Raw genomic sequence first — 20949 nt, 5'->3', positions numbered from 1 at the left:
GACCGGCATCGGCTGACCAATTCAATTTGGGCAGGACCTTATGCAAAATCTGCCTAGGCTATTATCTTTCAGAAGCTTAGCCGCATTTTTCATAGCCGATGCCGCGCGCCAGCCAGCAGCCGAGCGTCAGGCCGGCAATGCGTCCGGCTTCGTCGCGATGGGCCTGCAGCGTCCAGTCGCCGGGCGCCGGCGCGTCCATCGAGCGCCGCGTCGCGACGATCCAGAGGTCCGGCCCCGCCGGCAGGACGATCTCCGGACGGCCTGTCCCGAGAAAGCCCTCGGCCCAGAGAAAGGTGGCGCCATCCCGGTATTCGATGACGACCCCGGCGTCCAGCTCCGTGGAATGGTAACGCCCGGCGATCTCCGCCGAGCAGACCGGCGGCGCGGCGGCTACCGGCACCAGCCGCTCGGCAAGGTTTTCCGAGGGGCGCCGCATCAGGATATCCCCGCCCTCGCGGCTGATCGTGGCGGAGGAGGAAGCAAGGCCCCCCTCCGGCACCTCCCAAAGCGTTTCCGGCGAGGTGGCGAAACGCAGGGTCGCCGCGTCGTATCCCGATTCCAGCCGCGCCAGCAGCCCGGTCTCGCGGCTGATCCACCGGCCCGTCCAGCGCTCCTTGAGAGGCTGGGCGACGGGATGCGGCAGGCCGAGCGCCGCGCGCAGGATCCGGTGGGCCGCACCATAGGCATCGCCGTGATGATTGAACATGACGACGACCGAAAGCCGCGCCTCGGTCGAGGCGATGCGGTAGGCGCGGAAGCCGCGCAGGGCGCCGCTATGGCCGGTGAAGGCGAAATCGCCGACGCGCGCATGCTGCAGGCCGAAACCATAGGCCGCTACCGCGCCGTCCCGGAAGGTCTGCGGCACGGCGATGCGCCGGTAGAGGCTTTCCGGGTCCTCGCGCGTCGCGTCGATCCAGCATTCATAGGCCAGCATGTCGTCGAGCGAGGCGGAAATGCCGGCATCGCCCCGCCAGTAGATGCCGTTCTCCGCCGGCATGTAGCCGGCTGCGTCGTTGCCCTCATAGCCGACGACCCCGTCTTCCGGCCGGCGCGTATCGGCCGTCAGCACCGCACCCGCCATGCCGGCCGGCTGCCAGATGTGGCGCGCATAAAGCGCCTCCAGCGTCTCGCCGGAAGCTTCCTCGACGAGCTCGGCGACGAGCCGGAAATTGCCGTTGCTGTAGGAATAGCGCGTGCCCGGCGCGAAATGCCCGGTGCGGGTGCGGGCGAAGACCTTCGCCGCATCCTCGCGCGAGAATTCCTGCTCGGCCTTCGCGCCATGCAGCACGGTCAGCGCCCAGTAGTCGCGCAGGCCCGACTGGTTGTTGCAGAGGTCCCGCACCGTCGGCAGGGGTCCCTCGAAATTCGGCAGGCGCGCGGCGAGCCGCGTATCCAGCGCCTCGGGCGAGCCGCAGGCGGCGAGCATCGCCGCGCAGGTGAACTGCTTGGACACCGAGCAGATCGGCAGCCGCGTTGCGGCGGTCATCGCCCGGTGCGTGTCGAGATCGGCAAAGCCGAAAGCCCGCCGGGCGATCACGCGCCCCTCGCTCACCACCCCGACAACGCCGCCCGGACCGGAAAAGCACGCCGCAAGCCCGTCCAGCTCCGCCTCGATCCGCCCGCTGTCGATCATGCCCATGCGTGTCTCCTTCGATTCTTCCGGCCGGATATTGGTCAGCGCCGGCAGGCGAGGCAACTCCTCAAATTCGGGAACGCTTGAAGGCATCGTCGTTGCCGGTTCGGCAATTTATCGCATCTAATCTTCCGAAGCAGGATATTTTCGACAACGTTTCCCTGTCATGGCTGAAATATTCTTGACATAATTCCGTTTCGGAAATTTACTCTCCCCATTCAGGCCGATATGGAACCGGAAATGAGCCAGCGCTACATCGTCGACGATCTGGACCGCGAGATCATCCGCTATCTCTCCGAGGATGGCCGTCTTTCGGCGGCGGAAATCGCCGGCCGGATCGGCAGCGTCTCCGAGCGCACGATCCGCAACCGCATCGCCGGCCTCCTCCAGGCCAAGATGATCGTGATCGGCGCCATTCCCGATCCCGTGGCGCTCGGGCGCGACGTGCAGGTCGAGCTCCTGATCGAGGTCGAGGCGGGCAAGCTGGAGGAGGTCGCCATCCAGCTCGCCGAATACGAGGAGATCGGCTACCTCGCCGCCACCAGCGGCACGGCCAATCTCAGCGCCTCGCTCTTCGTCGCCGACCATGCGGCACTTCTCGAATTCATCGACCAGGAGCTGGGCAAGCTGCCCGGCGTCAAGCGCGTGACGAGCTCGGTCGTCCTGCGGCTCTACAAGGTATTCGGCACGAGGACGACCGCGATCAGCCGCGGCTCGGACCTCGGCGGCAAGAAGAAAGGATAATCCATGCTGCGCATTGGGGTGGATGTGGGCGGAACCAACACGGATGCGGCGCTGCTGCGCGGCACCGAGGTTCTGGCGACGGTGAAGTCCTCGACCACGGCGGACGTGACCTCGGGCGTGAGCGCGGCCATCCGCACGGTGCTCGCCGAGGCGGGCGTCGCCGCCGGCTCGGTCGATGCCGTCATGATCGGCACCACGCATTTCCTCAATGCCGTCGTCGAAGGCCGGCACCTGGAAAAGGTCGGCGTGCTGCGCCTTTGCGGCGCCTCCACCCGCTCCCTGCCGCCGATGATCGACTGGCCGGACACACTCCGCCCCGTCGTCGACGGCGGCGCGGCGCTGGTCGGCGGCGGGGTCAACTATGACGGCTCGGAGATCGCCCCGCTCGACGGCCCGGCGATCCGCGAGGCCTGCCGCGACTGGCGCGCGCGCGGCATCGGCGCCGTCGCCATCTGCTCCGTCTTCGCGCTGGTCGATCCGCGCATGGAGAACGAGGCGGCCGAGATCGTCGCCGCGGAAATGCCGGAGGCGGCGATCAGCCTGTCGCACCGTGTCGGCCGCACGGGCCTGCTGCCGCGCGAGAGCGCCACCATCCTCAATGCCAGCCTCCACACGCTCGGCCGCGAGACGGTCGGCGCCTTCCGCGCGGCGTTTTCCGCGCTCGGCCTTAACTGCCCGCTCTATCTGACGCAGAACGACGGAACGCTGATGACGGCGGACTTCGCCGAGCGCTACCCAGTCTTCACCATCGCCTCCGGCCCGACCAATTCCATGCGGGGCGCGGCCTTCCTCACCGGGCTCTCCGACGCCGCGGTCATCGACATCGGCGGCACCACCACCGATATCGGCATGCTGGTCGCCGGCTTCCCGCGCACCCGCAGCGAAGGCGCGATGATCGGCGGCGTGCCGACGAATTTCCGCGTGCCCGACGTCTATTCCTTCGGCCTCGGCGGCGGCAGCATCGTGCGGCCCGGCGACGCGCCGACGGTCGGCCCGGATTCTGTTGGCTTCCGCCTGCCGGAAAAGGCGCTCTGCTTCGGCGGCGATACCTTGACGGCGACCGACATCGCGGTGGCCGCCGGCCTCGTCGATCTCGGCGAGCGCGACCGCCTGTCCCAAATCACGCCCGATTTCGCCCGCCGGATGCTGGCGCAGATGAAGGCCAGCATCGAGACGGTGCTCGACCGCATGAAGCCGAGCGCGGAGCCGATCCCGGCCATCCTCGTCGGCGGCGGCTCGGTGCTCGTCGACGGGCTGCTGGAGGGTACCTCCGTCTCGCTGAAGCCGGATCATTTCGGCTCGGCCAATGCCATCGGCGCGGCCATCGCGCAGGTCTCCGGCGAGGTCGACAGCGTGGTCTCGCTGGAAGGCACGACGCGCGAGAAGGCGCTCGAAAGCGTGGTGGCCGAGGCGCGCGCCCGCGCGGTCGAGGCGGGCGCGGCGGCCGAGACGGTGACGCTGGCCGAAATCGAGGAGACGCCGCTGGCCTACCTGCCCGGCAATGCCGTGCGCATCGCGGCGAAAGTCATTGGAGAACTCAGGGCATGAAGTACTGGACGCTCACCGAGGCGGATATCGACCGGATCGCGGTCGGCTGCGGCATTCTCGGCACCGGCGGCGGCGGCAGCACCTATCACGGTTCGCTGCGCGCCAAGGCGCTGCTGCGCGAGGGCAAGCGCATCCGCATGGTGCGCCCGGCCGACATGGCCCCGGACGCGCAGATCATCGGGATCGGCGGCATCGGCGCGCCGACCGTCGGCATCGAGAAGATCGCGGAGGGCGCCGAGGGCGTGCGCCTGATGCACGCGCTGGAGCATCACCTCGGCCGCAAGGTCGACGCGCTGCTCGGCGACGAGGTCGGCGGCGGCAACGGCATCGCGCCGATGCTGACGGCCGCCATGGTCGACCTGCCGGTGGTGGACGCCGACGGCATGGGCCGCGCCTTCCCCGAGGTGCAGATGACGACCTTCTTCATCCACGGCCAGCCGGTGCAGCCGGCGGCGCTCGCCGATGCCGACGGCAACGTGTTGATCGTCACCGAGGCGACCACGCCGAAGATGCTGGAAAAGCTTTTGCGCGCCAGCACCATCGCCATGGGCTGCACGGCGCTGATGACGACCGCGCCGATGTCCGGCGACTTCGTGCGCCGCTTCGGCGTGCCGCACACGACGAGCCAGGCCTGGAGCCTCGGCAATGCGGTGCTGAACGCCCGCGCCGCCAAGGAGGACCCGGTCGAGGCGATCCTCAGGCAATCCGGCGGCATACGCCTGATGCGCGGCAAGGTCACCGACATCGCCCGCCGCGTCAGCGCCGGCTTCAACCGCGGCACGCTGACCGTCGCGGGGCTCGACGAGGACGCCGGCCGCTCGATCGCCATCGAGATCCAGAACGAATACCTCATCGCCCGCGAGGGCGAGGCGATCATCACCATGGTGCCGGACCTGATCTGCATCGTTGATTCGGAGACCGGCCGCGCCATCGGCACGGAAGAGCTTCGCTACGGCCTGCGCATCGACGTGCTCTCCATGCCCGCGCCGGTGCTGCTGCGCAGCGAGATCGCGCTCGAATCCGTCGGCCCGCGGGCCTTCGGCTATGATTTCGACTTCGTGCCCGTCGGCATATCCGCCGATGCGCCCGCCGTCCCGCAATACGAAGAAGACGCCTGACCGTCCGCCCCACCAACCTCCATGGGAGACCGACATGAATCGCCGTAATTTCCTGAAGACGACCGCTCTCGCCGCCCTTGCCGCCGCCGGCACCCGCTGGAACCTTGCCATGGCGCAGGGCACGGGCAGCATCTTTACCCTCGCCTGCCCGACCAGCTTCCCGGACCTCGACCCCGCGACCTCGTTCTCCAACGACGGCGCGGTGCTCGCCAATGTCTATGAGGGCCTTGCCCGCTACATCCCGGCGACCGATACGGCCGAGGCGAAGATCGAGCCGCTGCTCGCCACCGGCTGGGAAGTCAGCGAAGACGGCCTCGCCTGGACCTTCACCCTGCGCGACGGCGTCAAGTTCCACGACGGCAGCCCGCTCACCTCCGAGGCCGTCAAGGGCTCGATCGAGCGCACGAAGAAGATCGGCGGCGGTGCCTCCTTCATCTGGGGACCGGTGACGTCGATCGAAACGCCGGAGCCGCTGAAGGTCGTCTTCAGGCTTTCCGAGCCGCAGCCGCTCGACCTCATCGCCTCGGCCGGCTTTGCCGCCTGGATCCATGCGCCGTCGTCACTCGACAAGGACAATGCCTGGTTCAACGCCGGCAACGATGCCGGTACCGGCCCGTTCAGGATCTCGCGCTACGAGCCCGGCCAGCGCGCGGTGCTGGAGCGCGTGGAAGGCTATTGGGGCGAAGTGCCCGAAGGCGCCTTCCAGACGGTCGCCTTCGAGATCGTCGAGGATGCGACCCTCGCCCAGAACATGATCGAGAGCGGCCAGGCCGACTGGACCTACAGCCTGCCCTACGAGAACCTGGAAGCGCTGAAGTCCAACCCGGACCTCAACGTCGTCGTCAATCCGTCCTTCGAGACGCTGTTCGGCCTCTACAACGTCAAGCGCGCGCCGCTCGACAAGGTGAAGGTGCGCCAGGCCCTGTCGCTGGCCTTCCCCTATGACGACGTGATCGCCGCCGGCACCAGCGGCTTCGGCACGCGCGCCAAGGGCGTCGTTCCGGCCGGCATCTGGGGCCACGATGCGGACGCGCCGGTTCCGAAGACCGACCTCGAAGCCGCCAAGGCGCTGCTGGCCGAGGAAGGTATCGAGCCGGGCCTCGAACTCACCATGACCTATTCCACCTCGCAGGCGCTCGAAGCCGTCGCCGGCGAACTCTGGAAGGCCAATCTGGAAACCCTCGGCATCACGCTGACGCTGCAGCCGATGGCCTGGGAGGCCCAGTGGCAGCTCGGCAAGTCGAACCCGGAAGCCGCGCAGGACATCTTCGTCATGTTCTGGTGGCCGACCTTCGTCACGCCCTACGACTTCCTCTTCAACCTGTTCCACAGCGAGGAGAAGCCTAACTTCAACCTCGGCTACTATTCGAACGCCGATGTGGATGCCAAGATCGACGAGGCGGCCAAGCTCTCCGGCACCGACCGCGCCCGCGCGGAAGCGCTGTTCATCGAGGCGCAGCGCAAGATCATCGAGGACGCCGCGGCCGTGTTCATGCTGGACCAGCCCAATGTCCACGTCATCCGCGCGGACGTGAAGGGCTATGTCGACAACCCGGCCTACGGGCATGTCAACTTCGTCAACGAACTGAGCCGGTAAGGCTTACGGCGGTCCGATGGAACTTCTCCGCTACATCCTGCGCCGCATGATCCTCTCCGCCTTCGTGGTGGTGGGGGTGACCTTTCTGGTCTTCATCGTGGCGCAGGTGGTTCCCTCGGACCCCGCAGCGCTCTATGCCGGCCCGCGCCCGACGGCCGAGCAGATCGAGAAGGCGCGTCAGGAGCTTAATCTCGACGCGCCGCTCCCGGCGCGCTTCGCGACCTTCGCCTCGGCCATGGCCTCCGGCGATTTCGGCGTCTCCTACAAGTCGCGCCGGCTGATCGCGGAGGACCTTAGGGCCTATCTTCCAGCAACGCTGGAGCTCGCGGTCTTCTCCACCGGCCTTGCGCTGCTGATCGGCATCCCGCTCGGCGTCGCCGCCGCGGCGCGGCAGGGCCGGTGGCCGGACCGGCTCGGCAGCCTCGGATCCATCGCGGCCGTCGCCATGCCGACCTTCTTCCTGGCGATGCTGCTGCAACTCGTCTTCGCGCAATGGCTCGGCATCCTGCCGCTCTCCGGACGCCTGTCGCGCGAAATCGCCATTTCCGCGCCGTTGCAGATGGTGACCGGCTTCAACCTCATCGATGCGATCATTGCCGGCCGCGCCGACGTCTTCGGCAATGCGCTGGCGCATCTCATCCTGCCGGCCCTGACGCTCGCTTCCTATCCGGCCGGCGTCGCCATGCGGCTGACGCGCTCGGCGATGATCGAGATCCTGGAGCGCCGCCACGTCGTCGCCGCCCGCGCGCTCGGCCTTTCCGAGCCGCGCATCCTCTTCGGCCACGCGCTGCCGAACGCCATGGGGCCGGCGCTGACGGTGATCGGCCTCTCCTTCGCCTATGCGCTGACCGGGGCGGTGCTGGTCGAGATCATCTTCGCCTGGCCGGGCCTCGGCCGCTATGTCTCCGAGGCGATCCTTGCCAAGGACTTCCCGGTCATCGCCGCCGTCACCATGGTGGTGACGATCTGCTATGTCGTGATGAACCTCATCATCGACATCGCCCAGGCCCTGGTCGACCCGCGGGTGGCGCTCTCATGACACGTCTCGTTCAACGCCTCGGCTGGCCGGGCACCATCGCCCTTGCAATCGTCGTCCTCTTCGTCGCCGCCGCGATCCTCGCGCCGTGGATCGCGCCCTATCCGGCGCAGGGCGCCGGCGCGCCGAACGTCATCGCCAAGCTTCGGCCGCCCTCGGCGGAGTACTGGCTCGGCACGGACCATCTCGGCCGCGACATCCTCAGCCGCATCATCTACGGCACCCGCGTTTCGCTGACCAACGGCGTGCTGATCGTCGCCTTCTCGCTGCTCATCGGCCTGCCGGTCGGCCTTGCCGCCGGCTATTTCGGCGGCTGGATCGACGAGGCGCTGATGCGCGGAACGGACGTCTTCCTCGCCTTCCCGGCGCTGCTGCTCGCCGTGCTGATGGCCGCGGCGCTCGGGCCGGGCTTCCTCAACAGCATCATCGCCGTCGCCGTGACCTGGTGGCCCTGGTATGCCCGCCTCGCCCGTGCGGAAGTGCTGGTGCTGCGCGGCCAGCCCTATGTCGAGGCCGCGCGCCTTGCCGGCGTTTCGCATCCGCGCATCATCATAAGGCACATCCTGCCCGCCACGGGCCGGCCGCTGACCGTCCAGGCGGCGCTCGACGTCGGCCCGGCGCTGCTGACGGCCGCCGCCCTCTCCTTCCTCGGCCTCGGCGTCCTGCCGCCGACCGCCGACTGGGGCCAGATGGTCGATGCCGGCCGCAAGTTCTTCCCCGCGCGCTGGTGGTATTCGGCCATGCCCGGCATGACGATCTTCATCGTGGCGCTTGCCTTCAGCGTGCTCGGCGATGCCCTGCGCGAGCGCAAGGGAGGTGCCGCCCGTGCCTCTGCTTGATGTCCGCGACCTCTCGGTCAGCATCCCGACGCCGGACGGCGACGTCCATGCCGTGCGCTCCGTCAGCCTTGAGATCGAGCGCGGCGAAATCCATGGCGTGATCGGCGAATCCGGCTGCGGCAAGACCATGACCGGCATGGCGGCGCTCGGCCTCGCGCCGAAGGGCGCGCGCATTACCGCCGAGCGCTTCCATTTCGATGGCGAGGACCTTCGCGAAAATGCGGCGCGCCTGCGTGGCCGGCGCATCGGCCTTATCTCGCAGGACCCCGCCGCAGCACTCAATCCGGTGCTCTCCATCGCCCGCCAGCTCGACGACGTCATCCGCGCCCATCGCGACATGCCCCGGCAGGCCCGCCGCGCGGAAGCCCTATCGCTTCTCGCCGCGACCGGCCTTCCCGATCCGGAAAGGGTGCTGAAGAGCTATCCGCACCAGCTCTCGGGCGGCATGCAGCAGCGCGTCGTCATCGCGCAGGCACTCGCCACCGGCGCGGACTTCCTGATCGCCGACGAGCCGACGACGGCGCTCGACGTCTCGGTCGGCGCGCAGGTGCTGGCGCTCCTGCGTAAGCTCGTCGCCGAGCGGGGCCTGACCGTGCTGATGATCACCCACGACATGGACGTGATCGCGGAAGCCTGCGACCGGGCGACCGTGCTCTATGCCGGCCGCTCCGTCGAGACCGGGCCGGTCGCCGCCGTGCTGCAAAGCCCCGGCCATCCCTATACCCGCGCGCTCCTCGCCGCCCTTCCCGATGCCGCCCCGCACGGCGCGCGCCTTGCCGCCATCGAGGGCTCGATCCCGCCGCCGCGCTCGGCCATCACCGGCTGCGCCTTCGCGCCGCGCTGTCCGCAGGCCATGACCGTCTGCAGCGCCGAGCCGCCGCCCGAGCGCCGCCGCGATGCCCATCGCTGGCTGTGCCACCTGCCGGAGGACGCGGCATGACCCCGGCCCCGATGCTCGACGTCGACACGCTCGTCATCCGCTACCGCACCGGCCTCTTCGCCGCGCGGCCGAAGCCCGCCGTCAACGGTGCGAGCTTCCGCCTCGAAAGGGGCGAGACGCTCGGCATCGTCGGGGAAAGCGGCTCGGGCAAGACGAGCCTGCTGCGCGCCATCCTCCGGCTGCTGCCGGTCGAAAGCGGCGCGATCCGCCTCGACGGGCAGGACTGGCTGGCGCTGAAGGGCGATGCCCTTCGAAAGGCGCGCCAGAAGATCGGCGTCGTCTCGCAGAACCCCTTCCTGTCGCTGAGCCCGCGGCTCACCATCGAGGAAATCCTCGCCGAGCCCATGCTGGCGGCCGGCCGGCGGCAGGGCGTCGCCATGCGCGAGAAGATCGCGAACCTCCTCTCCGACTGCGGCCTTCCGGCCGACTTCCTCGCCCGGCGCGCCCGCGAGCTTTCGGGCGGGCAGGCGCAGCGTGTCGCCATCGCCCGCGCGCTGGCGCTGGAACCCGGCCTCCTCATCCTCGACGAGCCGACCTCGGCGCTCGACGTCTCCGTGCAAGCGCAGATCCTCAACCTGCTCTCGGACCTCAAGGAAAGCCGCGGTCTTTCCATGCTCTTCGTCACGCACAACCTGAAGGTCGTCGCGCATATCTCCGATACGCTCCTCGTCATGCGGCGCGGCGACGTCGTCGAATTCGGCCGGACCGAGGACGTGATCCGCGCACCCGCCGAGGCCTATACGCGCGAGCTCCTGTCCTTCGGCCGCAATCCCGCCATCGGCTGATCATTCCCCCAAACGACGACGCCGACCCCGGGACTTCCCGGGATCGGCGCAACATGTCGGACTGAAAAACCCCTTCAGTGCTTGAGCACGCGGGCGAGGAAGGAGCGCGCGCGCTCGTTCTGCGGGTTGTCGAAGAACTCGTCCGGCTTGCCGATCTCCAGGATCGAGCCCTGGTCGATATAGACGATGCGGTCGGCGACTTCCCGGGCGAAGCCCATTTCGTGCGTCACGATCATCATCGTCATGCCGTCGGCGGCAAGCTCGCGCATGACGTCGAGCACTTCGCCGATCATTTCCGGGTCGAGCGCCGAAGTCGGCTCGTCGAACAGCATCAGGTGCGGCTCCATCGCCAGCGAGCGGGCGATGGCAACGCGCTGCTGCTGGCCACCGGAGAGCTGGCCGGGATATTTGTGCGCATGCGCCTTTAGGCCGACGCGGTCGAGCAGCTTGAGGGCGGTCGCCTCGGCCTCGGCCTTCGACTTTTTATGCACGCGCATCGGCGCGATGGTGATGTTCTCCACCACCGTCTTGTGCGGGAACAGGTTGAACTGCTGGAACACCATGCCGACGCCCTTGCGAATGGCGGCAAGCTCGCGCTCGCCGCCGAGAAGGCGGTCCTCCTCGACCGGCACATGGTAGCCGTCCACGACGAGGCTGCCGTTCTGGTACATTTCGAGGCCGTTGACGCAGCGGATCAGCGTGGACTTGCCCGAGCCGCTGGCGCCGATCACCACCACCACCTCGCCGCGCGTGACGGCAAGGTCGATGCCCTTGAGGACGTGGTGGCTACCGTAGAACTTGTTGAGGTTCTTCATTTCGACGATGGTGCTCATGGAGCGGCCTCCGGCATTGTTCGTTTCGCTCATCGGGTGCCTCGCGCAAGATGCTTTTCGAGCTTCCGGGCGACGAAGGTGATCAGGGATCCGACGAGGAAATAGGTCAGGAACAGGAACGAATAGACTTCATAGGTGCGGTCGCCATATTGCGGATTGGCGAGGATCATCTGGCCGGCGCGCAGGAAATCGGTAAGGCCGATGATGAAGACCAGCGGGGCGGTGTTGAAGATGTCGAGCACGTTGCCGACGAGCGGCGGCACCACCACGCGAAGGGCCTGCGGCAGGACGATCGAGCGGTTGATGTCGAACTCGCTCATGCCGAGCGAACGGGCGGCTTCCGTCTGGCCGCGCGGCACGGCCTGCAGGCCGCTGCGCACATATTCGGCGACATAGGCGGAATAGAACAGCGTGAAGCCGATCATGCCGCGCACCACGTCGGCAAGGTTGAGCTGCGGCGTCAGCACGGGCATCAGGATCCAGATCCAGTAGACGACCATGATGAGCGGCACGGAGCGCATGACCTCGATATAGGCGGTCGAGATCCAGCGGACGCTGGAAAAGCGGCTGCGACGGCCGAAGGCGAGCAGGATGCCGAGCGGCAGCGTGACGATCGAGGTGACGAGCGTCAGGAGGATACTGAGCAGCAGGCCGCCCCAGAGGCCGGCGCCGGGCGGCGCCATGACGGCGAAGATCGCGATGAGGCCGACGAAGCTTGCCGGCACCAGGACCTTGCGGGCGGCCGGAAAGCGAGAGCTCGCCGCCCAGCCGAGGGCAAAGAGCGAGACGGTCGCTGCGACCAGCGCAACGTTGGCGGGGTTCTCCGTCCCGGTGAGAACGAGCGAAGCCGCGACGACGGCGAGAAGGCCGCCGGCATGGCGCATGCGGAAGGCGAAGACGCAGCCGAGCGCCGCACCCAAAAGGATGGCGATGATCATCACCGCGACCCAGGTGCGCCAGACCTGATCGGCCGGGAAGATGCCGATCATCAGAACGCGCAGGCTCTGCGGAATGATATCCCACTGCGCCACCGTCAGCGCCCAGCTGGCGATCTGCCAGAGGAGCCAGAGGACGCCGGGAATGACCGTCAGGGACAGGAGGGCGTCGAACGGCTTGCCGAACAGGTTGTGCCGCGACCATTTGAGGGGTTTTGCGATCATCGCGAGGCTCCGCGTTTGCTCATGCGGCGGTCGGCCCAGTCGACGGCGGCGCTGATGGCCCAGCTGAGGATCAGGTAGGACACCATGACGATCACGATGCCTTCGAGGCTGTGGCCGGTCTGGTTGGCGATGGTGCCGTAGATGTTGAAGAGTTCGGGATAGCCGATGGCGATGCCGAGCGCCGTGTTCTTCGTCAGGCTGATATACTGGTTGCCGAAGGACGGCAGCACGACGCGGAAGACCTGCGGCAGGATGATGTCGTTGACCGTATCGCGGCGGGTGAGGCTGAGCGAGGCGGCGGCCTCCCACTGGCCCTTCGGCAGCGCGTCGATGGCGCCGCGCACGATCTCCGCGATGTAGGACGCGCTGTTGAAGACGATGGCGAGCAGCAGGGCGGCCATTTCCGGGCTCATGCTGGTGCCGCCGCGCGCCTGGAACTTCGAGGTGACGGGAACGTCGAGGCCCAGAACGCCGGTCGCGAACATGACGCCGGCAAGAACGACGGCCGCGCCGGCGCACATCCAGCGCGCCTTCTTCTGCCGAATAAAGATAAGGCCGAGCACGGCTGCCCAGAAGAGGATCGCGACGGCGACGGCGAGCGGCGAGGAGCCGCCCTGCCATGCGGGCGCGGGGAAATAGAGGCCCTGCTGGCTGATGACGACGCCGTAGAACCTGGCGGCCGCGGCAAGCGGCGGGAAATGCAGGACGACGGCGAAATACCAGAAGACGAGCTGGATCAGCAGCGGCGTGTTGCGCACGAACTCCACGCACCAGAAGGAGAGGTTGCGCACCACCCAGTTGGTCGACAGACGGCCGACGCCGAGCAGCGTGCCGAGCACGGTGCTGAGGATGATGGCGAGGATCGCCACCTTGATCGTGTTGACGATGCCCGTGACGAAGGCCTGAGCGATCAGGCGATCCGACGTGAAGTCCGTCAGGCCCGGCCAGAAGCTTCCGTCGAAGACGAAGGTCTTGCCTTCGCTGATGTCGAAGCCGGCGGCGTCCCACAGGAACGAGAAGCTGAACCTGATGCCGTGGCGGGCGAGCCCTTCCTTCACGGCATAGCCGAAGAGCGCCACCAGAACGACAGCAGCCGCGATGACGGCGAACTGGATGGCGTCATACCGGATCCGGTTGCGCCGGCGGCGGGCCAGAAGATCGTCGTCGGCCGGAACTCCGGCCGCGTTCGCTTGGTGCACAGTCATATCGAGATACCACAGCCGAAGGAGGGACCGGGGCGGAATGCCGCCCCGGTCCAGTCATGGAGAGGATCAGTTCCAGAGGGGCGAGTAGATCGAGCCGCCCTGCGACCACTGGGCGTTCGGCGTACCCTTGCGGTCGAGGAACATCCTGGTGTTCGGGCCGAGGTTGCGGTCGTAGATCTCGCCGTAGTTGCCGACGGCCTTGATCGCCTGCATGACGAAGTCGTCGGAAAGACCGAAGTCCTTGCCGTAGCCGCCGCCGACGCCGAGGAACTTCTGGACGAAGGGATCCTCGCTCTTCAGCTTCTCTTCGAGGTTGGCCTGGGTGATCTCGGACTCCTCGGCCTGGAACAGGCCGTAGGTGACCCAGCGCAGCGCGTTGCGCCACTTGGAATCGTTCGCCGCGACGAAACCGCCGAAGGGCGACTTGTCGAGCGTGTCGGGCAGGATCAGGTAATCGGCCGGCTTCGGCGAGTTGCCGGCCCAGGCGGCGAGTGCGGACTTGTCCGTGCTCATCGCGTTGCAGCGGCCGGAATTGAGGGCGGCGAACAGCTTTTCGAGGTTCTCGTAGGTGAGGACCTTGGAGCCTTCCCAGCCGCGCGCCTTGAAGGCGCTGGTGAGGACCGTCTCGGTCACGGAGCCCTGCGTCGTGCAGAAGGTCGCGCCGTCGAGGTCGGCGAATTCCTTCACGCCCGAATCCGTCTTCACCATGATGCCCGTGCCGTCGTAGAAGTTGATCGGCAGGAAGTCGATGGCGATCGAGGATTCGCGCGCCGGCTTGATGGTGGTGTGGGCGAAGACGACGTCGACCTGGTTGGTGAGCACCGCGTCGAAGCGGCTCTTGTCCGTGACGGTGATGAACTTGACCTTCGAGGCGTCGCCGAGGACGGCGGCCGCGACGGCGCGGCAGAAGTCCACGTCGAGGCCTTCCATCTGGCCGGTCGTGGTGTTCAGGTAGCCGAAACCGGGCGCCGTGTTGTCGGTGCCGCAGTTCAGCGTGCCGCGCTGCTTGACGGTATCGAGGACGGAGGCAGAGGCCTGACCCGCGGTAAAGGCAAGACCGGCAAACACGCCGGCCGTGAGGAGCTTCATCAATTTCATTGCATTCCCCTGTGAATATCGCGACGGCTCGCACCGCGGTGCGCAGCCCTGTTCTCTTGCCGAGAGCTGATTTGGGCGATAGGCAACAGCGGCTCTTGCCGTTCTGCAGCGATTGTTCCCGCCATTGGCCTAAGTCCGCCGTCTGGTATCCAGATTGCGAACCCATATCAATCGACAAGTGAACGATATGAACAGGGTTTGTTCAGGTCTACTTAATTCTGCTTTACTTACTCTTTAGCAAAATTGATCGAACTCAGCCGCCGGCGGGTGCCGCCGAACCCGCGCCGAGGCCGATCTTCGGCTCGCCCTTGCCGGTCGGCAGGCGGCGGCGGGAATCGATCCGGGCATTCACCTCGGCGATGAAGGCCTGCACGGCGGGGCTGCGCTTTTCCCCCTTGCGGAAGGCGAGCGAGATCTTGCGGCGGATCTCCGGCTCCACCTTGCACACCCAGACATCCTCCAGGTCATAGCTCGCGCGCAGGCCCGGCAGGATCGAGATGCCGTAGCCTTCCCGGATCAGCGCGATCGTCACCTCGAAGCCCTTGCAACGGGCGATGATGTTGGGCGTGAAGCCGGCATCCTGGCAGGCGTCGGTGATCATGCGGTTATAGGCGGAGGAGGCGGTATCGAGCGCCCAGCGCTCGTCGCGGAGCTGATGCAGCATCACCGTCGGCTGCTCGGCCAGCGGATGGGTCTGCGAGACCATGACGTTGAAGACGTCCTCCATCAGCGGGATCGTCTCGATATTGGGATCGATGGCACCCGGGGGCACGTTGAGGTCGTCGATGATGGCGATATCCGTCTGCCAGCTTCGAAGCGCCGCGAGGCTTTCGGCCGGCTCCATCTCGTCGAACTGGACCGTCAGGTGCGGGTGGAGGCGGTGCAGTTCATGGATGGCGCCCGCCACCACGGCCGCCGCGACGGAGGGAAAGGCCGCCACCCGCAATTCGCCGGCAATCACCTTCTTCAGTTCAGCGATGTCGGCGCGGGCCGATTCGAGCTCGATGAGGATGCGTTCCGCCCGCTCGACGAGCTGCTTGCCGGCCGGCGTCAGCTCGACGCCGCGGCCGCGCCGCTCGATGAGGTCGATCCCCACCTCCTGTTCCAGAAGCGCGATCTGCTGCGAGACGGCGGACGGCGAGACGTAGAGCGCCTCGGCCACGGCCGCCATGGTCTTGCGGATCGACAGTTCGCGCAGCGCGCGCAAGCGGGCAAGGTCCATTCTCACCTCCTCCAATCGTCGCGGGAATGATTAGCAGATCAGAACGCATGTGCAAATATTATTAACTTTTTCTGGATCGAAGCCATCGCTAGCCTTTCTCCAAGCCCTCATACCCTTCCGCGGAGACAGGTCATGACCGAACAGACGAAAGCCTATTTCAACACGCCCGTCCACGAGCGCGACCCGCTCGTCGCACAGGCGCTCGACAACGAACGCAAGCGCCAGCAGGACCAGATCGAGCTCATCGCGTCCGAGAACATCGTCAGCCGCGCCGTGCTCGACGCCCTCGGCCACGAGATGACCAACAAGACGCTGGAAGGCTATCCGGGCAACCGCTTCCACGGCGGCGGCCAGTTCGTCGACGTCGTCGAGCAGGCGGCCATCGACCGCGCCAAGGAACTCTTCGGCTGCGCCTATGCCAATGTGCAGCCCCATTCGGGCACGCAGGCGAACCTCGCCGTCTTCTTCCTGCTGCTGAAGCCGGGCGATAAGGTTCTCTCGCTCGACCTCGCCGCCGGCGGCCACCTTTCGCACGGCATGAAGGGCAACCTTTCGGGCCGCTGGTTCGAATCGCACAATTACAATGTGAACCCGGAAACCGAAGTCATCGACTATGACGAGCTGGAGCGCATCGCCGAGGAGGTCCGCCCGACGCTGCTGATCACCGGCGGCTCGGCCTATCCGCGCGAGCTCGATTTCGAGCGCATGGGCAAGATCGCCAAGAAGGTCGGCGCCTGGTTCCTCGTTGACATGGCGCATATCGCCGGGCTCGTGGCGGGCGGCCAGCATCCCTCGCCCTTCCCGCATGCCGACATCGTCACCTGCACGACGACCAAGACGCTGCGCGGCCCGCGCGGCGGCCTGATCCTCACCAACAACGAAGCCTGGTTCAAGAAGCTGCAGGCCGCCGTCTTCCCGGGCGTCCAGGGCTCGCTGCACAGCAACGTGCTCGCCGCCAAGGCCGTCTGCCTCGGCGAGGCGCTGCGCGACGACTTCAAGGTCTATGCCGCGCAGGTCAAGGCAAACGCCCGCGCGCTCGCCGAAACCCTGATCGCCCGCGGCGTGCGCATCGTCTCCGGCGGCACGGACACCCACATCGTGCTGGTCGACCTGTCGAGCAAGGGCCTGATCGGCAAGCAGGCGGAAGACCTCCTCGCCCGCGCCAACATCACCGCCAACAAGAACCCGATCCCGAACGACAGCCCGCGTCCGCCGGAATGGGTCGGCATGCGCCTCGGCGTTTCGGCCGCCACCACCCGCGGCATGAAGGAAGACGAGTTCCGTACGCTCGGCAACATCATCGCCGACCTGATCGAGGCGGAAGCCGCCGGCAAGGCCGACGACGTCGTCCCGGGTGCGAAGGCCAAGGTTGCGGAACTGACCGCCGCCTTCCCTGTCTACGCCCACTAGGCGCGGCTTCTTGCGACCGCAAAGGAGTGCTGCGCCGCAAGCGCGGCGCTCTTGCCGGCCCATGACCGGGCCTTGAAGATGCGAAAGGGAACGTCATGGGAATGGATAGAGTTGCCGCCGGTGCGATCATCGACGGCAAGGCCTTCGCGGCCGGCCTCTTGGAAGACGTGGCGGCGAAGGTCGCCAAGCTGAAGGAAACGACCGGCGCCGTTCCCGGCCTTGCCGTGGTCCTCGTCGGCAGCGATCCCGCCAGCGCCGTCTATGTCGGCTCGAAGCACCGCCAGACGGTCGCCGCCGGCATGAATTCCTTCAAGCACGAGCTTGCGGCCGATACGACGCAGGACGAGCTGATGGCGCTGATCGGCCGGCTGAACGTCGATCCCGCCGTGCACGGCATCCTCGTGCAGCTTCCGCTGCCCGCCCATCTCGACGCCAACGCCGTCATCCAGGGCATCAATCCCGACAAGGATGTCGACGGCTTCCACGTTTCCAATGCCGGCCGCCTTTCCACCGGCCAGCCGGCGCTCACGCCCTGCACGCCGCTCGGCTGCCTGATGCTGCTGAAGGACCGCCTCGGCGGCAACCTCTCCGGCCTCCATGCCGTGGTGATCGGCAAGTCCAACATCGTCGGCAAGCCGATGGCGCAGCTTCTACTTTCGGAAAACTGCACGGTGACCATCGCCCATTCGCGCACCAGGAACACGCCGGAGCTCTGCCGCGCCGCCGATATCCTCGTCGTCGCCGTCGGCCGGCCGGGCCTCGTGCGCGGCGACTGGATCAAGCCGGGGGCCGTGGTCATCGACGTCGGCATCAACCGCGTGGAGATCGACGGCAAGTCGCGCATCGTCGGCGACGTCGCCTTCGAGGAAGCCCGCCATGCCGGCGCGATCACGCCGGTTCCGGGCGGCGTCGGCCCGATGACCATCGCGTGCCTACTCTCCAACACGCTCACGGCCTTCCGCCGCCAGCATTCCGTCACCATCGACTGACCGACCCGAAAGGATCGCCAATGTCCGCTCTTTCCAACCGCTATGCCCTGCGCGTCGCCTGCCCCTCCATCCGGGGCGTGACCGCCGCCATCGCGACCTATCTTTCCGCCAGCGGCTGCAACATCTCCGACAGCGCCCAGTTCGACGACAAGAGCACCGGCCGCTATTTCATGCGCGTCAGCTTCCAGTCCGAGGAAGGCCGCACGCTGGAGGAGCTGCGCGAAGGCTTTGCCGAGATCGCCGCGACCTATGAGGCGGATGCCGAATTCTTCGACGAGACGACCAAGCGCAAGGTCATCCTCATGGTGTCGCGCTTCGGCCATTGCCTCAACGACCTGCTCTACCGCTGGCGCATCGGCGCACTGCCCATCGACATCGTCGGCGTCATCTCCAACCATTTCGACTACCAGAAGGTCGTGGTGAACCACGACATCCCCTTCCACCACATCAAGGTGACGAAGGAGAACAAGCCGGAAGCCGAGGCCGAGCAGATGCGCATCGTCGAGGAGACGGGCGCCGAACTGATCGTTCTCGCCCGCTACATGCAGGTGCTCTCCGACGAGATGTGCAGGAAGATGTCGGGCCGGATCATCAACATCCACCACTCCTTCCTGCCCTCCTTCAAGGGCGCGAACCCCTACAAGCAGGCCTTCGAGCGCGGCGTGAAACTAATCGGCGCGACCTCGCACTATGTCACCGCCGATCTCGACGAAGGCCCGATCATCGAGCAGGATACCGTTCGCGTGACGCATGCCCAGAGCGCCGACGACTATGTCAGCCTCGGCCGCGACGTGGAAAGCCAGGTGCTCGCCCGCGCCATCCACGCCCATATCCACGGCCGCGTCTTCATGAACGGCAACAGGACCATCGTCTTCCCGCCCTCGCCCGGCTCCTACGCCTCCGAGCGCATGGGCTGAGGCCCCGCTCCCGACATTTGGAGAACATGCCATGATCCAGGAAATCCATACCACCGACGCCCCGGGCGCCGTCGGCCCCTTCTCGCAGGCGATCAAGGTCGGCGACCTGCTCTTCGTCTCCAGCCAGCTGCCGATCGACCCGGCGACGGGCGAGTTCAATTCCGACGATGCGGTCGCTCAGGCCGAGCAATGCCTGAAGAACCTCGCCGCCATCGCGGCCGCCGCCGGCACCAGCCTTGCCAGCACCGTCAAGACCACCGTGCTCCTGACCGACCTCGGCAAGTTCGCCGACATCAACGCCGTCTATGCCGGTTTCTTCTCGAAACCCTATCCGGCGCGCGCCTGCTATGAAGTGAGCGCCCTTCCGAAGGGCGCGAAGGTCGAGATCGAGGCCGTCATCGCCCTTGCGTGACGGCGCAAGGTGCGGGAAACCGGACACGCCCTCTTTGTTGCCGAAGCGGCCGCTTCAGACAGGAAGCCGACATGACGATTGAACTGCCGAACGATCCCGCCCGCGCGGACGTGCTTGCCGCCCGCCCGACGCTCTGGACCAATCCGCGCTACCGCGACAATGCGATTGCCGACGCGTCGCTGCCGCTCGACCCCGGTGACGTGGATGTGGCGGAGGCGAACTGGAAGCGACTCGCGCCGCTGCTTGAGACCTGCTTTCCCGAACTTGCAGCGGCCTCCGGCGCCATCCGCTCCGAGCTGGTCGAGCTGAAGGCGCTGCGGGACGGCCTCGGCTATAGCGACCCGGAGTTCGGCCGGGTCTTCGTCAAGGCGGACAATGCCCTGCCGGTCGCGGGATCCATCAAGGCCCGCGGCGGAGTCTACGAGGTCTTCGTCTATGCCGAGGAGCTGGCGAGGCGCGAAGGGCTGCTGAAGGACGGTGAGGACATCCGCACGCTTGCCGGGCCGGACGCGAAAGCCTTCTTCTCCCGCTACACCATCGCTGTCGGCAGCACCGGCAATCTCGGCCTCAGCGTCGGCATCGCCGCGCGCGCGCTCGGCTTCAAGGCGACGGTCCACATGTCTTCCGACGCGAAGGCCTGGAAGGTCGAGCGCCTGAGGAAACTCGGCGTCGAGGTCGTCCAGCACGAGGCGGACTATACCACGGCGGTTGAAAAGGCCCGTGACGTCGCCGAGAGCGATCCGACCATCTATTTCGTCGACGACGAGCAGTCCCGCCGCCTCTTCCTCGGCTACAGCGCCGCCGCCTCGGAACTGGCCGCGCAGCTTGCCGATGCGGGCGTGACGATAGACGCGGAGCATCCGCTCTTCCTCTACCTGCCCTGCGGCATCGGCGGCGCGCCGGGGGGCGTCGCCTATGGCGCCAAGCGCATCTTCGGCGACAACGTCCATTGCTTCTTCGTCGAGCCGGTGCAGTCGCCCTGCGCGCTCGTCCACATGGTGAGCGGCGCGAAGGACCTCGTCTCCGTCTACGACGTCGGCCTCACCAATGTCACGGAAGCCGACGGCATGGCGGTCGCCCGCATGTCCGCCTTCGTGGCGACGGTGATGCGCGACATGCTCGCCGGCGTCTTCACAGTCGACGACGCCTCGCTCTTCCGCTGGCTCCTGCTGGCCCACGAAACGCAGGATATCCGCCTCGAGCCCTCCGCGACGGCGGGATTCGCCGGGCCGGACTTCATCGTGAAGCATCCACAAGGCCGGGCATTCTGCAAGGCGCAGCGGATCGAGGGCCACCTTGACCGGGCGACCCATATCGTCTGGACCACCGGCGGCTCCTTCGTGCCGCAGGAGCAGTTCGAGGCCTTCCTGAAGACGGCGGCCGAGAACTGGTAACGCCACGCAAGCTCCGGCGCGTACGGCGCGGGGTGCGGACCTGCCATCGGCGGGTTCCGCCCCGCGCCG

At 67.0% G+C, this 20949-nt stretch carries 19 protein-coding genes; 13 read left to right on the top strand and 6 right to left on the bottom strand.

Annotation, left to right across the window (positions count from 1 at the left end; all coding sequences use genetic code 11):
- Positions 1-76: 76 nt before the first annotated feature.
- Positions 77-1639 carry a D-aminopeptidase gene (locus ACZ1A1_RS02960; RefSeq protein WP_463618691.1) on the bottom strand — a complete coding sequence of 521 codons (1563 nt, stop codon included), beginning with the start codon at positions 1637-1639 and terminating at the stop codon, positions 77-79.
- A gap of 234 nt (positions 1640-1873) precedes the next feature.
- Here ACZ1A1_RS02960 and ACZ1A1_RS02955 point away from each other — a divergent pair, with 234 nt between their 5' ends.
- Genes ACZ1A1_RS02955 through ACZ1A1_RS02920 form a run of 8 tightly spaced genes read left to right on the top strand, consistent with a single transcriptional unit; the run spans position 1874 to position 10240 of the window.
- Complete coding sequence (locus ACZ1A1_RS02955; protein ID WP_313193885.1) at positions 1874-2377, top strand: Lrp/AsnC family transcriptional regulator; 504 nt, start codon at positions 1874-1876, stop codon at positions 2375-2377.
- A 3-nt stretch (positions 2378-2380) separates the two neighbouring features.
- Positions 2381-3925 carry a hydantoinase/oxoprolinase N-terminal domain-containing protein gene (locus ACZ1A1_RS02950; protein WP_463618690.1) on the top strand — a complete coding sequence of 515 codons (1545 nt, stop codon included), beginning with the start codon at positions 2381-2383 and terminating at the stop codon, positions 3923-3925.
- Positions 3922-5043, top strand: a complete 1122-nt coding sequence (locus ACZ1A1_RS02945) for a DUF917 domain-containing protein (protein WP_313193887.1) — start codon at positions 3922-3924, stop codon at positions 5041-5043. Before ACZ1A1_RS02950 ends, ACZ1A1_RS02945 begins: the two co-directional genes overlap by 4 nt.
- A 34-nt stretch (positions 5044-5077) precedes the next feature.
- Complete coding sequence (locus ACZ1A1_RS02940; protein ID WP_463618689.1) at positions 5078-6640, top strand: ABC transporter substrate-binding protein; 1563 nt, start codon at positions 5078-5080, stop codon at positions 6638-6640.
- 16 nt (positions 6641-6656) lie between these two features.
- Positions 6657-7679 carry an ABC transporter permease gene (locus tag ACZ1A1_RS02935; protein WP_203315532.1) on the top strand — a complete coding sequence of 341 codons (1023 nt, stop codon included), beginning with the start codon at positions 6657-6659 and terminating at the stop codon, positions 7677-7679.
- Positions 7676-8515: an ABC transporter permease gene (locus ACZ1A1_RS02930; protein ID WP_203315531.1), complete on the top strand. Its 840-nt coding sequence runs from the start codon at positions 7676-7678 to the stop codon at positions 8513-8515. The genes ACZ1A1_RS02935 and ACZ1A1_RS02930 overlap by 4 nt, the downstream gene beginning before the upstream one ends.
- Positions 8502-9455, top strand: a complete 954-nt coding sequence (locus ACZ1A1_RS02925) for an ABC transporter ATP-binding protein (protein WP_463618688.1) — start codon at positions 8502-8504, stop codon at positions 9453-9455. Before ACZ1A1_RS02930 ends, ACZ1A1_RS02925 begins: the two co-directional genes overlap by 14 nt.
- Positions 9452-10240 (top strand): ABC transporter ATP-binding protein, encoded by a 789-nt coding sequence (locus ACZ1A1_RS02920; protein WP_463618687.1) that lies wholly within the window; start codon positions 9452-9454, stop codon positions 10238-10240. Before ACZ1A1_RS02925 ends, ACZ1A1_RS02920 begins: the two co-directional genes overlap by 4 nt.
- Positions 10241-10314: 74 nt before the next feature.
- On the opposite strand, the gene ACZ1A1_RS02915 is transcribed toward ACZ1A1_RS02920, so the two are convergent.
- The 5 genes from ACZ1A1_RS02915 to ACZ1A1_RS02895 all read right to left on the bottom strand — a co-directional run bounded on the left by ACZ1A1_RS02915 (position 10315) and on the right by ACZ1A1_RS02895 (position 15758).
- Positions 10315-11073 (bottom strand): amino acid ABC transporter ATP-binding protein, encoded by a 759-nt coding sequence (locus tag ACZ1A1_RS02915; RefSeq protein WP_119255464.1) that lies wholly within the window; start codon positions 11071-11073, stop codon positions 10315-10317.
- Positions 11074-11102: 29 nt separating this feature from the next.
- A complete protein-coding gene (locus tag ACZ1A1_RS02910; RefSeq protein ID WP_463618686.1) occupies positions 11103-12233 on the bottom strand; it encodes an amino acid ABC transporter permease in 1131 nt (376 codons plus the stop codon).
- The gene (locus tag ACZ1A1_RS02905) at positions 12230-13438 is read right to left on the bottom strand and encodes an ABC transporter permease subunit (protein ID WP_463618685.1); all 1209 of its coding nucleotides are present in this window, start codon (positions 13436-13438) and stop codon (positions 12230-12232) included. Before ACZ1A1_RS02905 ends, ACZ1A1_RS02910 begins: the two co-directional genes overlap by 4 nt.
- A 66-nt stretch (positions 13439-13504) precedes the next feature.
- Positions 13505-14536, bottom strand: a complete 1032-nt coding sequence (locus ACZ1A1_RS02900) for a transporter substrate-binding domain-containing protein (RefSeq protein ID WP_463618684.1) — start codon at positions 14534-14536, stop codon at positions 13505-13507.
- A 253-nt stretch (positions 14537-14789) separates the two neighbouring features.
- A complete protein-coding gene (locus tag ACZ1A1_RS02895) occupies positions 14790-15758 on the bottom strand; it encodes a LysR family transcriptional regulator (protein WP_313193896.1) in 969 nt (322 codons plus the stop codon).
- A 132-nt stretch (positions 15759-15890) separates the two neighbouring features.
- Here ACZ1A1_RS02895 and ACZ1A1_RS02890 point away from each other — a divergent pair, with 132 nt between their 5' ends.
- From ACZ1A1_RS02890 to ACZ1A1_RS02870, 5 genes are all read left to right on the top strand, one after another.
- Positions 15891-17168, top strand: coding sequence for a serine hydroxymethyltransferase (locus ACZ1A1_RS02890; RefSeq protein ID WP_119255203.1), 1278 nt, complete (start codon positions 15891-15893; stop codon positions 17166-17168).
- Positions 17169-17263: 95 nt separating this feature from the next.
- Positions 17264-18157, top strand: a complete 894-nt coding sequence (folD, locus tag ACZ1A1_RS02885; protein ID WP_463618683.1) for a bifunctional methylenetetrahydrofolate dehydrogenase/methenyltetrahydrofolate cyclohydrolase FolD — start codon at positions 17264-17266, stop codon at positions 18155-18157.
- A 20-nt stretch (positions 18158-18177) separates the two neighbouring features.
- The gene (gene purU, locus ACZ1A1_RS02880) at positions 18178-19074 is read left to right on the top strand and encodes a formyltetrahydrofolate deformylase (protein ID WP_203316290.1); all 897 of its coding nucleotides are present in this window, start codon (positions 18178-18180) and stop codon (positions 19072-19074) included.
- Positions 19075-19105: 31 nt separating this feature from the next.
- Entirely contained in the window at positions 19106-19486 is a 381-nt protein-coding gene (locus ACZ1A1_RS02875) for a RidA family protein (protein WP_463618682.1), read from the top strand.
- A gap of 71 nt (positions 19487-19557) precedes the next feature.
- Positions 19558-20880, top strand: a complete 1323-nt coding sequence (locus ACZ1A1_RS02870) for a D-serine ammonia-lyase (protein WP_463618681.1) — start codon at positions 19558-19560, stop codon at positions 20878-20880.
- Positions 20881-20949 lie beyond the last annotated feature (69 nt).

Source organism: Shinella sp. R2-11 (genome assembly GCF_055330205.1).
This window is presented reverse-complemented; position numbering and strand designations above follow the sequence as displayed.

Excerpts from the sequence above, each read along its gene's own strand:
- ACZ1A1_RS02960 (WP_463618691.1), bottom strand. The coding sequence starts at position 1,639 with ATGGGCATGATCGACAGCGGGCGGATCGAGGCGGAGCTGGACGGGCTT.
- ACZ1A1_RS02955 (WP_313193885.1), top strand. The coding sequence starts at position 1,874 with ATGAGCCAGCGCTACATCGTCGACGATCTGGACCGCGAGATCATCCGC.
- ACZ1A1_RS02950 (WP_463618690.1), top strand. The coding sequence starts at position 2,381 with ATGCTGCGCATTGGGGTGGATGTGGGCGGAACCAACACGGATGCGGCG.
- ACZ1A1_RS02945 (WP_313193887.1), top strand. The coding sequence starts at position 3,922 with ATGAAGTACTGGACGCTCACCGAGGCGGATATCGACCGGATCGCGGTC.
- ACZ1A1_RS02940 (WP_463618689.1), top strand. The coding sequence starts at position 5,078 with ATGAATCGCCGTAATTTCCTGAAGACGACCGCTCTCGCCGCCCTTGCC.
- ACZ1A1_RS02935 (WP_203315532.1), top strand. The coding sequence starts at position 6,657 with ATGGAACTTCTCCGCTACATCCTGCGCCGCATGATCCTCTCCGCCTTC.
- ACZ1A1_RS02930 (WP_203315531.1), top strand. The coding sequence starts at position 7,676 with ATGACACGTCTCGTTCAACGCCTCGGCTGGCCGGGCACCATCGCCCTT.
- ACZ1A1_RS02920 (WP_463618687.1), top strand. The coding sequence starts at position 9,452 with ATGACCCCGGCCCCGATGCTCGACGTCGACACGCTCGTCATCCGCTAC.
- ACZ1A1_RS02915 (WP_119255464.1), bottom strand. The coding sequence starts at position 11,073 with ATGAGCACCATCGTCGAAATGAAGAACCTCAACAAGTTCTACGGTAGC.
- ACZ1A1_RS02910 (WP_463618686.1), bottom strand. The coding sequence starts at position 12,233 with ATGATCGCAAAACCCCTCAAATGGTCGCGGCACAACCTGTTCGGCAAG.
- ACZ1A1_RS02905 (WP_463618685.1), bottom strand. The coding sequence starts at position 13,438 with ATGACTGTGCACCAAGCGAACGCGGCCGGAGTTCCGGCCGACGACGAT.
- ACZ1A1_RS02900 (WP_463618684.1), bottom strand. The coding sequence starts at position 14,536 with ATGAAATTGATGAAGCTCCTCACGGCCGGCGTGTTTGCCGGTCTTGCC.
- ACZ1A1_RS02895 (WP_313193896.1), bottom strand. The coding sequence starts at position 15,758 with ATGGACCTTGCCCGCTTGCGCGCGCTGCGCGAACTGTCGATCCGCAAG.
- ACZ1A1_RS02890 (WP_119255203.1), top strand. The coding sequence starts at position 15,891 with ATGACCGAACAGACGAAAGCCTATTTCAACACGCCCGTCCACGAGCGC.
- folD (WP_463618683.1), top strand. The coding sequence starts at position 17,264 with ATGGGAATGGATAGAGTTGCCGCCGGTGCGATCATCGACGGCAAGGCC.
- purU (WP_203316290.1), top strand. The coding sequence starts at position 18,178 with ATGTCCGCTCTTTCCAACCGCTATGCCCTGCGCGTCGCCTGCCCCTCC.
- ACZ1A1_RS02875 (WP_463618682.1), top strand. The coding sequence starts at position 19,106 with ATGATCCAGGAAATCCATACCACCGACGCCCCGGGCGCCGTCGGCCCC.
- ACZ1A1_RS02870 (WP_463618681.1), top strand. The coding sequence starts at position 19,558 with ATGACGATTGAACTGCCGAACGATCCCGCCCGCGCGGACGTGCTTGCC.